Genomic DNA, 16,961 nt, shown 5'->3' on the forward strand with positions numbered 1-16,961 from the left:
ACAAATCATAATAACATTTAATTAGAGAAATTAACTGGGGCAGTTTATGAAGTACAGAAAGTTATTATTAACTACATTAATGACAGCATGTGGAGCTACAAGCTATGCTGCGGCAGTCGATTATAAGGCCGGAACCACTTATCAACAAGGACAAGAAGTCAATAATGCTGGATCTTGCTATGTATGTAATATCCCAGGATGGTGCTCTTCTTCAGCAGCTTGGGCTTATGAGCCTGGCAAAGGTACAGCATGGCAAGAAGCTTGGACAGAAGGATGTAAAGACCCTGGTCCTAGTCCACAACCTGTAGCTGAAAAAACAATCTCTGTAAATCTAACTGGTGATAGTTTACCAGCTGATGCAAAAATTGAATTCTCAAGTAATGGTAAAGTTTATACTGTTAATAATAACCAAATAACTTTGCCATATTCTGATACCCAAGCTATTAACTACACAATTAGTATAAGTGGCAAAGATACTGGCTCAATCTCACCTGATTCTTTTGCAATGACAAAAGATACAAACTCAATTAACTTAACTTATAAAACTAAACCGGCACCAGTACCTGGAAAGTGTGATAGCATACCAAGCGATGTTAAAGATTTTATACCTAATGGAGAGGGAGGATTCTGGGGAGGATATAGTAAAGGAGCTTTTGTTAAGTTTGATGGTAATATCTATGAACTTGTTGATAGCTATTGGACTAGTGCATCTCCCGCTGATGACTCTGGTTGGAAACTATGCGAAGCTGTGGTACAGGCTAATATTACTGTTAAAACAACAGGCTTACCTCAAACTATTAATAAGCTAAATATCAAAATTGGTTCAGAATTATATACTATAAACCCAAATAATCCTGAGCCTATAACTTTAGGCAAGGGAAGTTACGATGTCTCAGCTGAAAAAGTTTTAAGCTCTGATGCTTCTGAAATATATATTGCGAAAAATATAACGCCTAATCCTATTATAATTGATAAAGATAGCAGCAATATTGATCTAAATATAAATTTTGAAGCTGAAGCCGTTAAACCTACTCAAGTTAGCTTGAATGTTAGTTATGCTGAAGGGACTAATCCAGCTTCAATTACAGCTACAGTATCAAATGCTAACGGCTACAAGGACACTCTGCAATTAACAGCTGGCAATAATACTATCAGTCTACCATCAAAGGGCGAATTTACAATCAAGCCCGATGGTTACAAATATAATGATACTAGCTATCAAGCAAATATCCTAACTGTAATTGATGGTAAGTTTAAAGATGGTAATAGTATAAACTACACTCCTGCTGGCGCTTGGCCAGAGAGATCTATGGTAGGATACTGGGGTACTTGGACTTGGGGTCAAAGTGCTGAGCTAGCTGATAAATTATCTCAATTCGCTGATTATTATAATGTAATAGTTCCAGGATTTGTTAGAGTTTCTGGGAATGAAGTAAATGGCTTTGCTGATGCTGTAAATCCAGATAACTTTGCTGAAACGGTTAAAAGAATTCATGCTAAAGAGGGGCTAGTTATAGCATCCACAGGTGGCGCAAATAATACTTGGCTACCATCATTATCAAGTGATAATACAGAATTAGCTAAAAATATTGTCAATTATCTTGCTGAAAATAATATGGATGGTTTTGATTTTGACCTTGAGGGTGATGCTATTAACGGCTCTGATCCTAACTGGACTAATCAAATGCAGGATTTAATAGGCAAAATGCGTGAATATGCTGACAGTGATAACATGAAGGATAAGTTCCCTAGAGGATTTTTTATAACAGCTGCTCCGCAGACATATGTTGATACAGGAATCCCTGCTTCTATATATTGGACATCAACTGGTGGAAGATATAATATCTTCAAAGATATGCTACCAATGAATGCTTGTGGCGGTAATATCTGCTTTGATGCACTACTAATACAAAACTATAATAACCGTAATGCTCCAGGCTGGCCAAACGAGGCTCCAACATTATCAATGAAGATAGCTGCAGATACGTTAAAAGCCGCTAATAATACTAAGACTAAAATAGTTATTGGTGATGATTTTGCTCCTGCAGAAAATAGTTATGTATCACCTCAAGAGCTACAAACAGCATATATTACAGGAGACAATGAAGGCGCTGCCCTTAATAGTTACAATAACTTCTCAGGTTTTATGGTTTGGTCTCTTGGCCAACCTTCACCAACAATAGATGCTCTTGATTTTGGTAAACAAATCGCAGAGTTCTATCCTATAAATGATAAATAAACTGGCTTTTTTCTGCTAATATATTTCTATCTCAAAACTTCTTTTACTCATTTATGAATGTTTCTAATATCAAAATTATGCTGCTTGGCTCAGGTGAGCTAGGCAAAGAATTTGTAATAGCAGCTCAAAGACTAGGTATACACACTATAGCTGTAGATCGTTATGAAAATGCTCCGGCTATGCAAGTAGCTGATGAGAGCTATGTTATAGATATGCTAAATGCTGATGCTCTTGAACAACTAGTATTAGCAAAAAAGCCAACTTATATAGTTCCTGAAATTGAAGCTATAAATACTGATAGCTTAGTAAAGTTAGAGGTTCATAACTTCAATATTGTCCCATGTGCCAAAGCTACAAAGCTCACTATGGATCGCCAAGGGATTAGAGCTTTAGCTGCCGACGAACTTAATTTGCCAACATCAAAGTTTGCATTTGCAAATAACGAGCAAGAGTATCTAGACGCTATACCTTCAATTGGAATCCCTTTTGTTATAAAGCCTGTAATGAGCTCTTCAGGTAAAGGTCAATCAATTGTTAAAGAACATAATGAAATTAAAAAAGCTTGGGATTATGCTCAAAGTGGTTCTCGAGGTCATGCTAAAGGTGTAATTATAGAGCAATTTATAGATTTTGATTATGAGATTACACTTCTAACTGTTAGACATAAAGATGGTACTTCATTTTGTGATCCTATCGGACATATCCAACAAGATGGTGACTATCGTTTTTCTTGGCAACCTCATGAGATGTCAAATACCGCTCTAGTAAAATCTCAGAAGATCGCTAAAGAAGTCACTGATGCCTTAGGTGGTTATGGACTTTTTGGTGTTGAGTTGTTTATAAAAGGTAATGAAGTATTTTTTAATGAAGTCTCGCCACGTCCTCATGATACGGGGATGGTTACACTTATATCTCAAAATATTAATGAGTTTGAGCTACATCTTCGTGCAATACTTGGGCTACCAATACCTGATATACAAACATTACAATCATCTGCTTCTGCAGCAATACTGCTTGAAGGAGATACCACTAATCCGAGTATTTACGGCATTGATAAAGCATTAGCTAATTCAAATGTAGATATAAGAATATTTGGCAAAAAAGAAATACATGGTAGACGACGTATGGGAGTTGTTTTAGCAAAAGCACAAAATACTCACAAAGCTTTAGAAACTGCTAAGAAAGCTCTAGCATATATCCAACTTGGTGAATAGGCTAACACTTCCTAAGTAAATTTATACCATCTCCAATCGGAATTATACAAGCTTCTACACGCTTATCATTGTAAATTAAGCTATTTAGCTGTCTTATTACAAGGGTACTTGCTTCACTATTTGACTCATCTGCTACTCTACCTGACCAAAGCACATTATCTATTGCAATAATCCCACCTGAGTTTATCAAGTTTAAAGCTTTTTCGTAGTAGCCAATACAGTTTGGCTTATCAGCATCTATATATACAAAGTCAAACTTCTTAGCTTGCTTCTCAAACTTTTCTAAAGTTTCTAAAGCTGGTCCAATATTAAGATTAATTTTATGCTCAACGTTTGCTACTTGCCAAAAATACTTGTATGGCTTGATATATTCATAACTAATATCACAAGCTTCTATTCTACCATCAGTAGGCAATGCTTGAGCCATAATCAATGTTGAAAAACCTCTAAAAACACCGATTTCTAAGACCCTTTTAGCATTAATCATTTTTAGCAAAAGACTAATAAGCTGTAGCTGATTAGGTGAGCTAAGCATATGACTTAGTTCATCATTTACTGCTTTATCAAAGAGATCTTGTGCAGTTTTATCAAGTTTTACTGAGTTATCATTTATATATTGGTTAAGACTGGGATTACTAAATAATGATGCTATAGACATAATAAATATAGGCTAATTTAGCGATACGATAGTAATAAGTTTAGAGAATCACAAATAAAAAGACAATTGTGCTTAAAAGGCTACTTAATTTTAGTAATAGAAAATGTCCAGAACCAGAAAATAAGAGCATAAACACCCCACCATTCAACGATATTATGATTAACGGTTGTCTGATCCATAAATACAGACCATATTGAAAATGCGATTGTTATTAAAATTGCTATTCTACGTAATATTAGTGGAGTTTTATTTAACTTAGAGGAATATCTATATTCAATAACCGTGTACCACACTTGACAAATACTCATCAGTACAAAAAATACTGCGACAGCTTTTAGATGTAGATTCATAAGCGTATCTTGACCATCAATCACAGCCGTACCTATTATCAAACCAATACAACCAACTGATGCTAAAAAAAGTATTACTTTACCTTGCTTGATTACCGCTTTGCTATAATCACTTATTTGTACAAGTAGATTCTGAATAAAAAAGAATATCACTGCCATCAATGTTGCTGTTGGTATTAAAATTGCCTTGAGCATATATTTCTCATATGAAGTAAATCCAGCATGAGTAATATCGGAGCAACCTGAAATAAAAGGATTACATAAAGTATTATGACCATTAGCTATAGATACAAGATAAGTAACAAAAAATAAGATAGCTACTGATATAGTTGTTCCAGCAATAAGTTTTCTCGGGTCAAGTTCAGCTTTCATTTTTTAACCAAAATATTAGTAAAATATTAATCTTATAGTATCACTTGTTAATAAATATTTCTAATCTTAGCTAATGAATTAAAAATTAAACTTAGTTGTATAATTATCATGCTGATGAACTACTTTATAAAAGTTATTCAAAATGAATGATATTTACCTTTTTAATATCTATGCTATAATTTGTGGGTTTCTTTAAAAAAATAGTAAAAAACGAAAGGATTTAATAAAATGCCATTTGTAGTTACTGAAAGTTGTATCAAATGTAAATACGGCGATTGCGTAGAAGTATGTCCAGTAGATTGTTTCTATGAAGGACCAAACATGCTAGTAATCAATCCAGATGAGTGTATCGATTGCGCTCTTTGTGAGCCTGAATGCCCTGTTAATGCGATTAAATCTAGTGATGATTTAAGCGAAAATGAAGAGCAAATGCTTGATCTTAACCGAGAACTAGCAGGTATTTGGCCAAATATCGTCGAAAAATGCGAACCTTGTGAAGATGCCGATAATTGGGCTTCTGTTCCTGATAAGTTAAAATATTTAGAAAAATAATATCTTTTTATTGTTCAGTTAATCTATTTTCATTATTAAGCCTATTTTTATCGGCAGCTGTTTCTAAAAAGTGTATAATGTTGTAAGCAAAATTAAGCTTCAGTTAGTAGCTTAAATTTATATAGTTATTTTTTAAACAAAAATTTTTATGGAGAATCTTTAATGAAATCTTTTCTTAAAAAGATTTGGAATATTTTAATGTGGGCAAGGATGACAGCATTTCAGCTTTACTCTTTTGCGGTAATTGGTGGTTGTAGTATCCTTATAAATATTTTTGCTTTTTTTAAATTGCCTTTATCATGGAGAATGGCTGTTTGCTATGTATGGACTTATCTTTATTGGATAGGTATGTTAGTCTTTTTACAAGTTTTCATTCGCATAACAGGGCGTGTAAATATAGATAAAGATTATCCATGTATCTATGTTTCTAAGCACCAGTCTATGCTTGAGACCTTTATGTTTTATGGTTTGCTTGGCAAATGTCATTTTATTATGAAGCAAGAGCTTTTTGATGCCCCAATTTTTGGTCCTGCTATGAAAAACTTAGGTAGTATTGCTATAGATAGAGACAAACCAAGAGAATCATTAAAAAAAGTTGTCACAGATGGCAAACAGAGTTTAGCTGATGGTATAAATGTGGTTATTTTCCCTGAGGGAACTAGAGTTAGTGTTGGTGAATACCCAGAATTTCAACGCTCGGCGATGAAATTAGCAACAGATGCTAATGTATATATTATTCCTGTTGCACATAATTTTGGTAGATTCTTCCCAAGAAAATGGGGACAAGTCATCAAACCTGGTATAGCTAGGATGGATTTTGGTAAGAGAATAGATCCTAGAGACTTTGACTCAAAAACGCTAACAAGCTATTGTCATAAAGTTATAACTGAGAAAACTAAAGAGTTTAACGGTTAAAAGAGGTAAACAGATGAAAAAAATAATTCATCTATTATTAGTAGCAAGAATGCAAGTTTTTAAGGTATATGCATATATAGTATTACTTCTATGCTGTATTTTAATGAATCTAGTTGGAGTTTTAGGCGCATCTTTGAAAGTTAGACTTTTTGTCTGTTGGATATGGTCTTGCTTATATCGGCTAGGCGTACTTGTTCTATTACAAATATATGTAAAAATAGATGGTAAAGAGAATATTCCTGACTATCCATGTATTTATGTTTCCAAGCACCAGTCTATGCTTGAGACTTTTGTATTTTATGGTCTAGTACGCAATTGCTGTTTTGTCATGAAACAGGAACTACTTGAGAAACCCATATTCGGTAAGGCTAATAATTTTGCTGAAGCAATAGGAATAGATAGATCTAAAGGGCTTTCAGCAATTAAGAAAGTACTCGAAGATGGTAAAGATAGAGTCGAAAATAAAAACCTTAGTATTGTAATATTTCCTGAGGGAACTAGAGTTCCTGTAGGAGAGTATCCAAAATTTCATCGCTCGGCAATGAAATTAGCAACTGTTACAAACATACCAATTATACCCGTAGCACATAATTTTGGTATTTATTTTGGACGTAAAAAAGGCGATTTTGTTAAGCCTGGCATTGCTAGAATGTCTTTTGAAAAGCCTATAAATCCTAAAAACTATTCAGTCGCTGAATTGACAGATATGTGTTATGACATCATCAATGATAAAACCAAATCTTATGGTGGTTAGTCAAAAATTTACTTGATACAAAATTCTGCAATAATCGGATTATGATCTGATATTTTTTTACAATCTAGTACCGCTGCTTTTTCAAGATTCAAACCTCGATACAAAACAAAGTCCAAGTGATTGTTTTGGAAAGATTTAACCAATTGAGGCTCATCGATAAAAGCTACTTTAAAACAAAATTCTCGACAGAAATCTTTGATTAGCTTGACTCTTTTTCTATTCCAAGTGTTAAAATCACCAGCAATTATAATTGGATGCTTATATTTTTCAGGAGCGATAAATTCTTTTATTTTTTCGAATTCATATTCATAAACTTTATTGCTTTTAAAGTTTATTGCGTGGATATTTACAACGACAACTTTTGTGCCTTGTATATTTAAATGTGTTATTAAAGAAGCTTTATGTGTGTTTATAACAGATTCACGATGAGTTGTAAGTATTTTGACATTTTTTATCACTGGGAAATGGCTAACTGTAGCCACCCCATAGTTGTGTGAACGCAACACAATGTTAGATGCAAAGTTTATATCAAATTTATCGATAGGAAATTTAGTATCATGCTGGTGTACTGCTTCTTGTAGACAGAAGATATCAACATTGTAATTAAAGTAAGTGTGCCTAATATAAGCTTTGAATGTTTCTGTATCTTTATAATCAATTTTGTATGAGTTCCAACTCATTAAGCAGAATTTTTTAGAGGCATCATCTTGTAAGTTTACTTCAAACATCTAGGCACTTAGAGCTGGCATAGCATAGTTCTATTATATATTAAAATTATTAGATCAAATCATATTAGTTAGGATTTATCACGATAAATCTCAGAACAATATAACCGCAAAATCCTGAAAGAAGCGAGCCGACAACCACACCTATTTTTATAGCATTAAGTAAATGAGTGTCATCAAAAGCAAGTACCCCTATAAATAAACTCATAGTAAAGCCAATACCACATAACAAGCTTATACCATATAGCTGCAGGTTGGATAAAGATTCACCTAATTTAAACCATTTTAATTTCTTAAAAATTGCTAATATTGAAAAAATTCCAAGCTGTTTACCAATAAATAATCCTAAAATAATCCCTAGTGTAATAGGTTCAAACAGTATCGAAAAATTCATCCCAGTAAAACTTATACCAGCATTAGCAAAGGCAAAAACTGGTAATATAAAATAGATAATCCAAGGATAAAGTGAGTCTTCCATAAAATTAGCTGGAGAATCTTTATCATTCTCTCTAAAAGGTATACATAGTGCTGTAGTAAAACCTGCTAAAGTCGCATGTACACCAGATTTGATCGTACAAAACCAAGCAAAAAAGCCAAGAACTACATATACAGAGCTTCTATTAACCTTAAACACTCTATTACAAATAATCATCGCAAAGATAAAAAGTGTTCCTAGAGATAACGAAAGTAAAGATAAAGATTTGGTATAAAATATAGCTATAATAGCTATCGCAGCTATATCATCAAAAATAGCGATTGTAACAACCAATAGCTTTAGCTTTGCTGGGATTCTTGAACCAAGTAGAGCTAATATACCTAAGGTAAATGCTATATCTGTTGCAGAAGGTATTGCCCAACCTGTGATATTAGCATCATAGTTAATTGATAAATATATCAAGCTCGGAACAGCCAGTCCTGCAAGAGCTGCTATAGCCGGTATTATAATATTAGAAGGCTTTGACAATGCTCCTGAGATTATCTCTCTTTTAATTTCTAAGCCAATATATAAAAAGTATATAGCCATCAAACCATCATTAATCCAGTGCATCAAATCTTTGTCAATAACTAGATTCTCAACTCCTAGTTTAACATTGATTGTCTCAAGCATTCCGTAGTAGCTTGCTAGCGGCGAATTATTAACAACAATAGCTAACAAAGCTGCTGAGAAAAGTATTAAACCACCAATGAGCTCTTGATTTTTTTGGCTTGCACCCATATTTATTGGTTATTTAGAGATTTGATTATTATTAATTATCTAATAGCTTAAGGTATAATTCCACCTATACAAAAATTATTTTGCCATATAGAATGAAAAACTTACCCAAAGCTTGGTATGCTATAGCTCATATCAAAGAAATCAAATCTAAACCTATCAAGCTAGAAAGACTCGGTAAAAATTTTGTTTTATGGAAAGATGCTGAGAAAATAATAGCTATGGAAAATCGCTGCCCTCATCGTGGTGCAGAATTAAGTTTAGGCAAAGTATGTGATGGTGCTATAACTTGTCCTTTTCATGGTTTTAGATTTGATACACAAGGTAAATGTATATACACACCAGAAACTCAAGGCGCTATCCCAAAACTACAAGTAAAAAGTTATCCAACAAAAATTGTCGCTGACATGATTTGGATAAATATTTTTGATGAAGAACTAGATAATAGCTACGCTTTTGAATTTGCACAAAACCTATATAATGATTTTGCTGGTAAGTACTCTCTTTTGACTGACACATGGGATAACAATATTCGCCACTGTATCGAGAACCAACTTGATTATACTCACTTAGCTACTGTGCATAAGAGATCTATCGGCAGAGGATACAAAATCCCCCAAGATATAAAACTAAATATAAGCAATGAATATATAGAAGCACTAAAAAACCAACGCTTAATGCTAAAGTACATCTTTCCTAACTTTTGGTTACTTAATAATGCTGATAAACTTAAAATTTGTGTTTATTTTGTACCTATTAATGAGCATCAAACAAAGCTATATTTAGTAAACTACCGTAAGTTTTTGACTGGTAAAATCATCAAACCTATCGCAGATATAGTATTTAGTATCACCAATAAAATCATTCTCAATGAAGATAAAAGAGTTGTTAAAACTCAGAAATATGATGAAAAATACGATACTGATGATTTTCTATTACGTCATGATCAAATCATCAAAGAATTTAGAAAGATTTGGCATACTCCAGATTAAAATATTTCTCAAAAGTTTGTAAATACTATACAATCAAAAAACACTCTATTAACTTATATAATTATGAAATACAGTCTATCTGTTAGGGTTCTACATAGCTTATTGGCTTTTTTGATAATAGCTCAACTTATTTTGGGCTTCGGTTATGCTTATGATCTATTTGATTCAAGATGGATTATGACCTTGCATAAATCTTTTGGTTTAGTAATTTTCTTTGTGATACCTCTTTTGGTTATAGCTAAGCTTTTTAGTATCAAGCCACCATATAACCCACCGCTACCACTATTACAATTAATTATCGCTAAAATTGTGCATCTTGGCTTATATATCTCAGCATTTGGTATGGCTTTTTCTGGAGTTATTGGCTCGATGCTAATGGGTTATCCATGGAAGATATTCTTTGTGATACCTTTTCCAGAAATCGTGACTCCAAACTTTGAGTTAGGTAGCAAAATTTTTAGTTATCATTATATCTTTGCATCAGTTTTATTAGTGCTAGTAGTACTACATATAGCTGCTGCTCTACACCATCAATTAATAGTAAAAGATAATATCTTAGCTAGAATGAAGTAATTAATATACAAAGGATCTAATAATAAATATGTTACAAAAAAATCAACGTAAAGCACTATTACTATCAAGTTTAGGTGGTATGCTTGAGTTTTATGATTTTATTATCTACGCTCTACTTGCTAGTTATATTTCTAAACTTTTCTTTCCTATTCAGTCAGCAATTACATCTTTACTAATCACGTTTAGTGCTTATGCTGTTGGCTATCTAGCTAGGCCTCTTGGTGGTATTATCTTTGGTCATTTTGGCGATAAGTATGGTAGAAAAAAAACTTTTACAATCTCTATCTTAATTATGGCTTTATCAACATTTTTGATTGGTATCTTGCCTACTTATAGTAGTATTGGGATTATGGCACCTATATTGTTAGTACTATGTAGGATAGCTCAAGGAATATCTGTTGGTGGTGAGATACCTGGTGCTATTACTTATGTTGGCGAGGCTGTCCCTGAGAAGTGTGGTTTTATGACCGCGGTGATTTTTGGATTCTTGATACTTGGTGTAGCTATAGGGTTTATAGTTGAGAGTTTACTATTGGAGTTCTTCACAAGTCAGAGTATGCTTGCCTACGGTTGGCGTATACCTTTTATTTTAGGTGGTCTGTTTGGGCTTGTTGCATACTATCTTAGACGTCAGCTTATTGATATCAAAGAATTTAATCCTTTTGTGAATGAAGAGTTTTCTCTACCGATTACAAAGATGCTTCTAACTCATCGCTGGAACTTGATCTATTCAACAATTATTGTGTCATTTGGTGCTCTTTGTTTTGTGACACTACTTTTGTTATTACCGGCATATTTTAGTACTATTCTAAATCTTCACTTAGATAACTTCACATGGATTAATAGTCTTGGTGTGATTATTATTTCTATCCTTTGTGTGGCTGTTGGTTTATTTGCTGATAAAGTTAGTAGAAATTTGATTTTATTAGTTAGTATATTGGCTACCTGTGCTTTTAGTTTTGTAATTTATACTACATACACATCACATCAAAATTTCTATTTCATCGCTATAGTTCTTAGTGCTATTTTGGTAGCTCTTTGTTGGGGCAATATACCTGCGATGCTGATTGATTTATTTAAGCAAGATATTCGCTACACTGGTATAGGTTTTGCTTATAATTTAGGATTTGCCGTCTTTGGTGGTCTGACACCAATGATTGTAATCAGTGCTATCAAATTCTCAAATAATAATCTAGCTCGAGCATATATATTAACTATAGGTGCATTAATTACACTTATAGCAATGATTATAAATACTTTAATACAAAGAAAAGTTTCTTCAAAGTAATAGTTTCAAACTCAATGCTAAACCAAACTTTTATAATTTAGTGAGGGCGATAACTAATTTATGTTAGGGTGGTTTTGTAATGCTTGATAATGTTGGCAAGCCAATTTATAAAGCTATATCTTGATCTAAGCGAAAGAGTGTTGTGATTACAGTGACGGCTAAGAATACTGCTAATTACTTAAATATCCTGATATACTTTATATGCAGATGTGGTTGTTATCAATAAGATTGATATTATTGTGTATGTTGATTTCGCTATAATAAATAGAAAAGTGTAACAAATCATAGTATAAATTCTTATAGACAATAAAGGGATCGAACTAATGAAAACACTAGAACAAGGACAATTAGCTCCAAACTTTAAACTAGAAAATCAAAATAATGAAGAAGTATCATTAAGCGACTTTAAAGGTAAAAAGAATGTCTTAATTTACTTCTATCCAAAAGCGATGACTCCAGGATGTACAACTCAATCTATAGGTCTAAGTAGTATTAGTGATAAGCTAGCTGAGCTTGATACTGTAGTTCTTGGTATTAGTCCAGATGCTCCAAAACGCCTCAAGAAATTTGAAGAGAGAGATAACCTAACAGTACAACTACTAAGTGATGAAGATCACAAAGTTGCTGAGCTATTTGGTGTCTGGGGCGAGAAGAAGTTCATGGGTAAGGTATACGATGGTATCAATAGAATTAGCTTCTTTATTGATAAGGATGGTAAAATACTGCATGTCTTCAAAGACTTTAAGACTAAAGATCATCATGAGATTGTATTAGAGTATATTCAAAACCATAAAAACTCATAACAGAATGTGATAGCTCAATAAATATAAAGTAGCATTTAAAGATAATATTCTTTAATTATATTTCCTAATTAGAGGTTATACTAAGTTATCACTGATTTTTGATTGTTCAATTATAGAGGCATTATCTAAAGTTGTTGTTGCAATACCTTCAAGAGCTTCTTTTGTTAGAAATGCTTGATGTGCAGTGACTAAAACATTTGGAAAAGTCAGTAGTCTTTCAAAAAGGTCGTCATTAATAATTTCACCGGACATATCTTTAAAGAAAAGATCTTTTTCATACTCATAGACATCAATAGCAAGAGCAGCAATTAATTTAGATTTTAATGTTTTAATAATTGCTTGGGTATCTATCAAAGCTCCACGGCTAGTATTTATGATAAATGCTGAAGGTTTGATAATTTGCAATGCTTTTTCATCGATAATATATTTAGTATCAGCATTTAATGGACAATGTAAACTTATGATATCAGCCTCAGCAAATAGTTTATTTTTATCGTCAACAAAAGTTACATAGCTTGGAGCTGTAGCTCTATCAGCATAAGGATCATAAACCAATATTTCACCACCAAAACCTGAGCAAATTTGCGCAAAAGCTTTACCAATATTGCCAAAACCTATTATACCGATTGTCTTACGATGAACATCAAAACCCTCTAAACCTTCGATATTAAAATTACTTTCTTTAACGCGATTATATGCTTTATGAATTTTACGATTTAAGCACAATAAAAGTGCTAAAGTATGCTCAGCTACCGAAAATGGCGAATATGCTGGTACTCTAGCAACTTTGATATCTAGCTTCTTCGCATGATTGATATCAACATTATTAAATCCTGCACATCTAAGCAAAACTGCCTTGATTCCTAAACTATATAGTTTATCTAGCACATCAGCATCACAAATATCATTGACAAATATACATACTGCATCATATCCTTTTGCGAAATCTGCTGTTTGTTGATTTAAACCGTATTCTTTAAATTCTAAAATATGTTGACTATTTTGTGCAGTAAAATAAGCTTGATCGTATTTTTTTGTAGAGTAAAAAAGTATTTTCATAAAAATCCTTCATTGTTTAATAGCTTAATTCTATCAGTTTTATATAAAAGCTAAATGATTTTAATGAGCGTAAATAAAAACAAATACTTGTCGAGATAGTTAAAAAACCTTTAAGCTTTATTACTGCTAAAATTATGACTAGTATATTTTTCATAAGTATATTCTAAAAGTTTGACAATTACAAAGTGTTATAATATAACATATTTAAGTTTAATCATTTATAATTCGTTTATAGTCAAGTTTATGAATAATTTAGTAAAAAGTAGTAAGTCTGAATCTAAAGATAAAGTAATATTATCTGATATCTACAAAGATGATGTTAATATTGCCATATGGCAAAGAAACCTCTCGAATGAACTATCTATATCAGCTAAAAACTACCTTGATATTGATAGTAGTGCATCTACTCTTTGTACTATTATAAAGCCTACAAATATTAATAGATTACTATCTCAACAACTACCAGACTTTTCGTTTAAAAATTATTTGATAGATGATATAGCAAATATTATTGATATGTTTTGTTATCTATTTGATTTAAAACAAGCAGGTCTACGATTAGCTACTATCAATAAAGCAATGTGCCCTCGTTTTCATATTGATCATGTTCCTTGTAGACTTATTACCAGTTATTCAAGTACAGCAACTGAGTGGCTATATAACCAAGATGTTGATAGAAGTCTATTAGGAAAAGTTGATAATCCTTTTATAGATAAAGAGATACAGATTCAAAAACTCAATATTGGTGACGTTGCTCTACTAAAAGGCGAATCTTGGATAGGCAACTCTGGCTCTGGTCTTGTACATAGATCACCAAATATTATAGATGGAAAAACAAGACTATTATTAACGCTAGACTTTGCTTGAAATATTTAAGAAATTATAATTATTTATTCAGCATTACATAAATATAAACTCAAAAGCACATCAATCTTTAATAATCTAATGTTTTACCATTTATCAAATCTGCAGGTAGTTTAAAAGTCATGTAAATAGCCCCACCCAAAGCAAAACCTACTGCTGCAAAAGGAGCTACAAAGATATTAACTATATCACTATCTCCAGAATGATACTCTCCATTATATAAGATAGCTTGAGACTTTGAAGCTCCTTTAAACAAACCAACAAAAGAACCAATTGGAGCTGTTGCCAATAAAGCTACATCAGTAATTGGAGTCACTATATAGTCATTTAAAAAACCTTTACTTTCTACTTTTGGAATATTAGAAGGAGCATTTATTGGATCATTACTACTATCTATATCAGCAAAGCTATAGTTTAGTAGAAAGAGAAAAAAACATATACAAAATACTATTTTTTTAATCATAAATCTTACCTTTAAATTTTTTATTAAAGCTTATTTAATTGAATATCTTATTTTAATATGATTATGATAGATAATGAAAAGTTTTTAAGGAAGTAAAATGAAGGCTATCTCATACAATGATAAAAATAATGTTTTTGAATATATTGAAAAAGATATTCCTAAACTAGATAAAAGCTTAGATGTTTTGGTCAAAGTTATCGCTGTCGGAGTAAATCCTGTTGATGCTAAAATTAATCAATGGGCTTCTATGAGAAAAGAACCTCAATCACAATGGATATGTGGTCTAGATGTCTGTGGTGAAGTTATTGAAATTGGTAAAGATGTATCAGGGTGGCATAAAGGTGATTTAGTTCTTTATCATGGTGATATGATGCGTGCTAATGGAGGTTTCGCAGAATATGCAATCCAAGACTCACGAACTATAATTAAAGCTAGTACAAGCTTAACAGCTGCCCAACAAGCAAGTATCCCATGTGCAGGTTGGACAGCTTATAGAGCAATGATAGAGAAGTTAAATACCACAAAAGGAGATAATATATTTATATCTGGTGGTTCTGGAGGAGTTGGTAGCTTTGCAATTCAACTAGCAAAAAACGCTGGAGCTAAATACATAATAGTAAGCTGTTCTGAGAAAAACTTTGAGTATGTAAAATCTCTAGGTGCAACTCATGTAATTAACGACAATGATAAAAATTTAATCGAAAAAGTTATCGATTGCACCGATGGCTATGGCATAGATAAATTATTGAACACTAGTGGCAGAAGTACAGATATTGCTTTAAGTGATTTGTTAGCTTTTAATGGTCATTTTTTAGAGCTTTTGGATGTTGTCAGACCTAGCGAATATAAAGATGTATTTATGAGGAATTTATCATTTCACCAATTAAGTTTAGGTGCTGCTCATAGATACGGTGGTGACAAGGCAAAGAATCAGCTAAAAAAAGTTGGTGAAAAAATGCTAACTCTAGTCGAAAATGGTTCTATAGAATTGCCTTTGATAAATACTCTTTCTATTCAAGAAATGCCAGAGATTTTAAAAGAAATGCGAAATGCACATACTAAAGGAAAATATGTGCTTGTTTTATAAACTCTCTCCAACAAAATAATTAGGTTCTGTGCACAAAAATAAATTTTCATCGTAGCCAAATAAAAGTACAAGCTAATTTAATCATTCCTATATATGCTGAAATGGTTTTATCAAACCTAGAGAATACTCTTCTAAAATGCTTAATTTTAGAAAAGAAATTCTCTATTAAATGTCTTTCTTTGTATATTTGAATATCAAAATCTATAGGGTTTATAGTATTTGATTTACAAGGAATAACAGCTTCAGAGGATATATTTTGAATATGTTTCCTAATCTCATTGGAATGATATGCTCTATCAGCGATAACTTTTGTATTATATACATTTTGTAGTAAGTCTATAGCTACTTTACTATCATGAGTTTTGCCTTCTGATAGTAATATTTCTATCGGATTGCCTAAAGCATCAGTCATAGCATGAATCTTGGTGGTTACTCCTCCAACTAATCTACCAATTGCTTGATTATTATCTTTATCATATCCTGTAGCACAAGCATGTGCTCTTGCTATTGTTGAGTCAAGCATAACTTCTTGTAAATCAGGGTTTTGTACTGACTTAAATAATCTACAGAATATGCCTTTATCACTCCAATCTTTAAAACGCTTATGTATTGATCTACATTTACCATAATAAAATGGTAACATTCTCCATTGGCAGCCTGTACGTAACACATAAAATACAGCTTCAATAAACAATCTTAATTTCGCTTCATCATTAGTATGTATACCTTTTTGTGATTTTAAGAATGATAAAATACTTGACCAGAATACTTCTTTTATATGATAATGCATTTGCTAAACCCTTGATATTTATTGTCTTTCAACTTTTAAATAACAACGGT

18 protein-coding genes are annotated in these 16,961 nt (G+C 32.2%); 11 read left to right on the forward strand and 7 right to left on the reverse strand.

Annotated elements, in window-relative coordinates; translation table 11 throughout:
- Positions 1–46: 46 nt before the first annotated feature.
- The gene (locus FSC454_RS09170) at positions 47–2,239 is read left to right on the forward strand and encodes a glycosyl hydrolase family 18 protein (protein WP_066046643.1); all 2,193 of its coding nucleotides are present in this window, start codon (positions 47–49) and stop codon (positions 2,237–2,239) included.
- A gap of 53 nt (positions 2,240–2,292) precedes the next feature.
- Positions 2,293–3,453 (forward strand): formate-dependent phosphoribosylglycinamide formyltransferase, encoded by a 1,161-nt coding sequence (gene purT, locus FSC454_RS09175; protein ID WP_066046644.1) that lies wholly within the window; start codon positions 2,293–2,295, stop codon positions 3,451–3,453.
- A 1-nt stretch (position 3,454) separates the two neighbouring features.
- Here purT and FSC454_RS09180 read toward each other — a convergent pair whose 3' ends face one another.
- Together FSC454_RS09180 and FSC454_RS09185 are read right to left on the reverse strand one after the other, a co-directional pair.
- Entirely contained in the window at positions 3,455–4,111 is a 657-nt protein-coding gene (locus FSC454_RS09180; protein ID WP_066046647.1) for a class I SAM-dependent methyltransferase, read from the reverse strand.
- A gap of 80 nt (positions 4,112–4,191) precedes the next feature.
- Positions 4,192–4,833 carry a Frag1/DRAM/Sfk1 family protein gene (locus tag FSC454_RS09185; protein WP_066046649.1) on the reverse strand — a complete coding sequence of 214 codons (642 nt, stop codon included), beginning with the start codon at positions 4,831–4,833 and terminating at the stop codon, positions 4,192–4,194.
- A 228-nt stretch (positions 4,834–5,061) separates the two neighbouring features.
- On the opposite strand from FSC454_RS09185, the gene fdxA reads away from it, so the two are divergent.
- The 3 genes from fdxA (at position 5,062) to FSC454_RS09200 (ending at position 7,054) form a co-directional block, all read left to right on the forward strand.
- Positions 5,062–5,385, forward strand: a complete 324-nt coding sequence (gene fdxA / locus FSC454_RS09190; protein ID WP_003014068.1) for a ferredoxin FdxA — start codon at positions 5,062–5,064, stop codon at positions 5,383–5,385.
- A gap of 162 nt (positions 5,386–5,547) precedes the next feature.
- Positions 5,548–6,300 (forward strand): lysophospholipid acyltransferase family protein, encoded by a 753-nt coding sequence (locus FSC454_RS09195; RefSeq protein WP_014549092.1) that lies wholly within the window; start codon positions 5,548–5,550, stop codon positions 6,298–6,300.
- Between the two features lie 13 nt (positions 6,301–6,313).
- Positions 6,314–7,054 (forward strand): lysophospholipid acyltransferase family protein, encoded by a 741-nt coding sequence (locus tag FSC454_RS09200; protein ID WP_066046651.1) that lies wholly within the window; start codon positions 6,314–6,316, stop codon positions 7,052–7,054.
- An 8-nt stretch (positions 7,055–7,062) separates the two neighbouring features.
- Here the strand turns inward: FSC454_RS09200 and FSC454_RS09205 are convergent, their stop codons facing one another.
- Both FSC454_RS09205 and nhaA read right to left on the reverse strand, forming a co-directional pair.
- Entirely contained in the window at positions 7,063–7,782 is a 720-nt protein-coding gene (locus FSC454_RS09205; protein ID WP_066046653.1) for an endonuclease/exonuclease/phosphatase family protein, read from the reverse strand.
- 64 nt (positions 7,783–7,846) lie between these two features.
- Positions 7,847–8,995 carry a Na+/H+ antiporter NhaA gene (gene nhaA / locus FSC454_RS09210; RefSeq protein WP_066046655.1) on the reverse strand — a complete coding sequence of 383 codons (1,149 nt, stop codon included), beginning with the start codon at positions 8,993–8,995 and terminating at the stop codon, positions 7,847–7,849.
- A gap of 92 nt (positions 8,996–9,087) precedes the next feature.
- Here nhaA and FSC454_RS09215 point away from each other — a divergent pair, with 92 nt between their 5' ends.
- The 4 genes from FSC454_RS09215 (at position 9,088) to bcp (ending at position 12,648) form a co-directional block, all read left to right on the forward strand.
- A complete protein-coding gene (locus FSC454_RS09215) occupies positions 9,088–9,984 on the forward strand; it encodes an aromatic ring-hydroxylating oxygenase subunit alpha (RefSeq protein WP_066046658.1) in 897 nt (298 codons plus the stop codon).
- 63 nt (positions 9,985–10,047) lie between these two features.
- Complete coding sequence (locus FSC454_RS09220; RefSeq protein WP_156470911.1) at positions 10,048–10,557, forward strand: cytochrome b; 510 nt, start codon at positions 10,048–10,050, stop codon at positions 10,555–10,557.
- A 28-nt stretch (positions 10,558–10,585) separates the two neighbouring features.
- On the forward strand, positions 10,586–11,845 hold the full coding sequence (locus FSC454_RS09225; protein WP_066046662.1) for an MFS transporter: 1,260 nt from the start codon (positions 10,586–10,588) through the stop codon (positions 11,843–11,845).
- Between the two features lie 323 nt (positions 11,846–12,168).
- Entirely contained in the window at positions 12,169–12,648 is a 480-nt protein-coding gene (bcp, locus tag FSC454_RS09230) for a thioredoxin-dependent thiol peroxidase (RefSeq protein WP_066046664.1), read from the forward strand.
- 75 nt (positions 12,649–12,723) lie between these two features.
- Here the strand turns inward: bcp and FSC454_RS09235 are convergent, their stop codons facing one another.
- On the reverse strand, positions 12,724–13,707 hold the full coding sequence (locus FSC454_RS09235) for a 2-hydroxyacid dehydrogenase (protein WP_066046667.1): 984 nt from the start codon (positions 13,705–13,707) through the stop codon (positions 12,724–12,726).
- 243 nt (positions 13,708–13,950) lie between these two features.
- On the opposite strand from FSC454_RS09235, the gene FSC454_RS09240 reads away from it, so the two are divergent.
- Positions 13,951–14,574 (forward strand): DUF1826 domain-containing protein, encoded by a 624-nt coding sequence (locus FSC454_RS09240; RefSeq protein WP_066046669.1) that lies wholly within the window; start codon positions 13,951–13,953, stop codon positions 14,572–14,574.
- Positions 14,575–14,641: 67 nt separating this feature from the next.
- Here the strand turns inward: FSC454_RS09240 and FSC454_RS09245 are convergent, their stop codons facing one another.
- A complete protein-coding gene (locus FSC454_RS09245) occupies positions 14,642–15,034 on the reverse strand; it encodes a hypothetical protein (RefSeq protein WP_066046672.1) in 393 nt (130 codons plus the stop codon).
- 97 nt (positions 15,035–15,131) lie between these two features.
- Between FSC454_RS09245 and FSC454_RS09250 the strand changes: the two genes are divergently transcribed.
- Complete coding sequence (locus FSC454_RS09250; RefSeq protein ID WP_066046675.1) at positions 15,132–16,121, forward strand: zinc-binding dehydrogenase; 990 nt, start codon at positions 15,132–15,134, stop codon at positions 16,119–16,121.
- A gap of 46 nt (positions 16,122–16,167) precedes the next feature.
- Here the strand turns inward: FSC454_RS09250 and FSC454_RS09255 are convergent, their stop codons facing one another.
- Positions 16,168–16,911, reverse strand: coding sequence for an IS5 family transposase (locus FSC454_RS09255; RefSeq protein ID WP_066046677.1), 744 nt, complete (start codon positions 16,909–16,911; stop codon positions 16,168–16,170).
- Positions 16,912–16,961: the final 50 nt, after the last annotated feature.

It is taken from the genome of Francisella hispaniensis FSC454 (assembly GCF_001885235.1).
Classification (GTDB): Bacteria; Pseudomonadota; Gammaproteobacteria; order Francisellales; family Francisellaceae; genus Francisella; species Francisella hispaniensis.

Excerpts from the sequence above, each read along its gene's own strand:
- FSC454_RS09195 (WP_014549092.1), top strand. The coding sequence starts at position 5,548 with ATGAAATCTTTTCTTAAAAAGATTTGGAATATTTTAATGTGGGCAAGG.
- FSC454_RS09200 (WP_066046651.1), top strand. The coding sequence starts at position 6,314 with ATGAAAAAAATAATTCATCTATTATTAGTAGCAAGAATGCAAGTTTTT.
- FSC454_RS09205 (WP_066046653.1), bottom strand. The coding sequence starts at position 7,782 with ATGTTTGAAGTAAACTTACAAGATGATGCCTCTAAAAAATTCTGCTTA.
- FSC454_RS09240 (WP_066046669.1), top strand. The coding sequence starts at position 13,951 with ATGAATAATTTAGTAAAAAGTAGTAAGTCTGAATCTAAAGATAAAGTA.
- purT (WP_066046644.1), top strand. The coding sequence starts at position 2,293 with ATGAATGTTTCTAATATCAAAATTATGCTGCTTGGCTCAGGTGAGCTA.
- nhaA (WP_066046655.1), bottom strand. The coding sequence starts at position 8,995 with ATGGGTGCAAGCCAAAAAAATCAAGAGCTCATTGGTGGTTTAATACTT.
- FSC454_RS09215 (WP_066046658.1), top strand. The coding sequence starts at position 9,088 with ATGAAAAACTTACCCAAAGCTTGGTATGCTATAGCTCATATCAAAGAA.
- FSC454_RS09250 (WP_066046675.1), top strand. The coding sequence starts at position 15,132 with ATGAAGGCTATCTCATACAATGATAAAAATAATGTTTTTGAATATATT.
- FSC454_RS09235 (WP_066046667.1), bottom strand. The coding sequence starts at position 13,707 with ATGAAAATACTTTTTTACTCTACAAAAAAATACGATCAAGCTTATTTT.
- FSC454_RS09245 (WP_066046672.1), bottom strand. The coding sequence starts at position 15,034 with ATGATTAAAAAAATAGTATTTTGTATATGTTTTTTTCTCTTTCTACTA.
- fdxA (WP_003014068.1), top strand. The coding sequence starts at position 5,062 with ATGCCATTTGTAGTTACTGAAAGTTGTATCAAATGTAAATACGGCGAT.
- FSC454_RS09255 (WP_066046677.1), bottom strand. The coding sequence starts at position 16,911 with ATGCATTATCATATAAAAGAAGTATTCTGGTCAAGTATTTTATCATTC.
- FSC454_RS09180 (WP_066046647.1), bottom strand. The coding sequence starts at position 4,111 with ATGTCTATAGCATCATTATTTAGTAATCCCAGTCTTAACCAATATATA.
- FSC454_RS09185 (WP_066046649.1), bottom strand. The coding sequence starts at position 4,833 with ATGAAAGCTGAACTTGACCCGAGAAAACTTATTGCTGGAACAACTATA.
- bcp (WP_066046664.1), top strand. The coding sequence starts at position 12,169 with ATGAAAACACTAGAACAAGGACAATTAGCTCCAAACTTTAAACTAGAA.
- FSC454_RS09170 (WP_066046643.1), top strand. The coding sequence starts at position 47 with ATGAAGTACAGAAAGTTATTATTAACTACATTAATGACAGCATGTGGA.
- FSC454_RS09220 (WP_156470911.1), top strand. The coding sequence starts at position 10,048 with ATGAAATACAGTCTATCTGTTAGGGTTCTACATAGCTTATTGGCTTTT.
- FSC454_RS09225 (WP_066046662.1), top strand. The coding sequence starts at position 10,586 with ATGTTACAAAAAAATCAACGTAAAGCACTATTACTATCAAGTTTAGGT.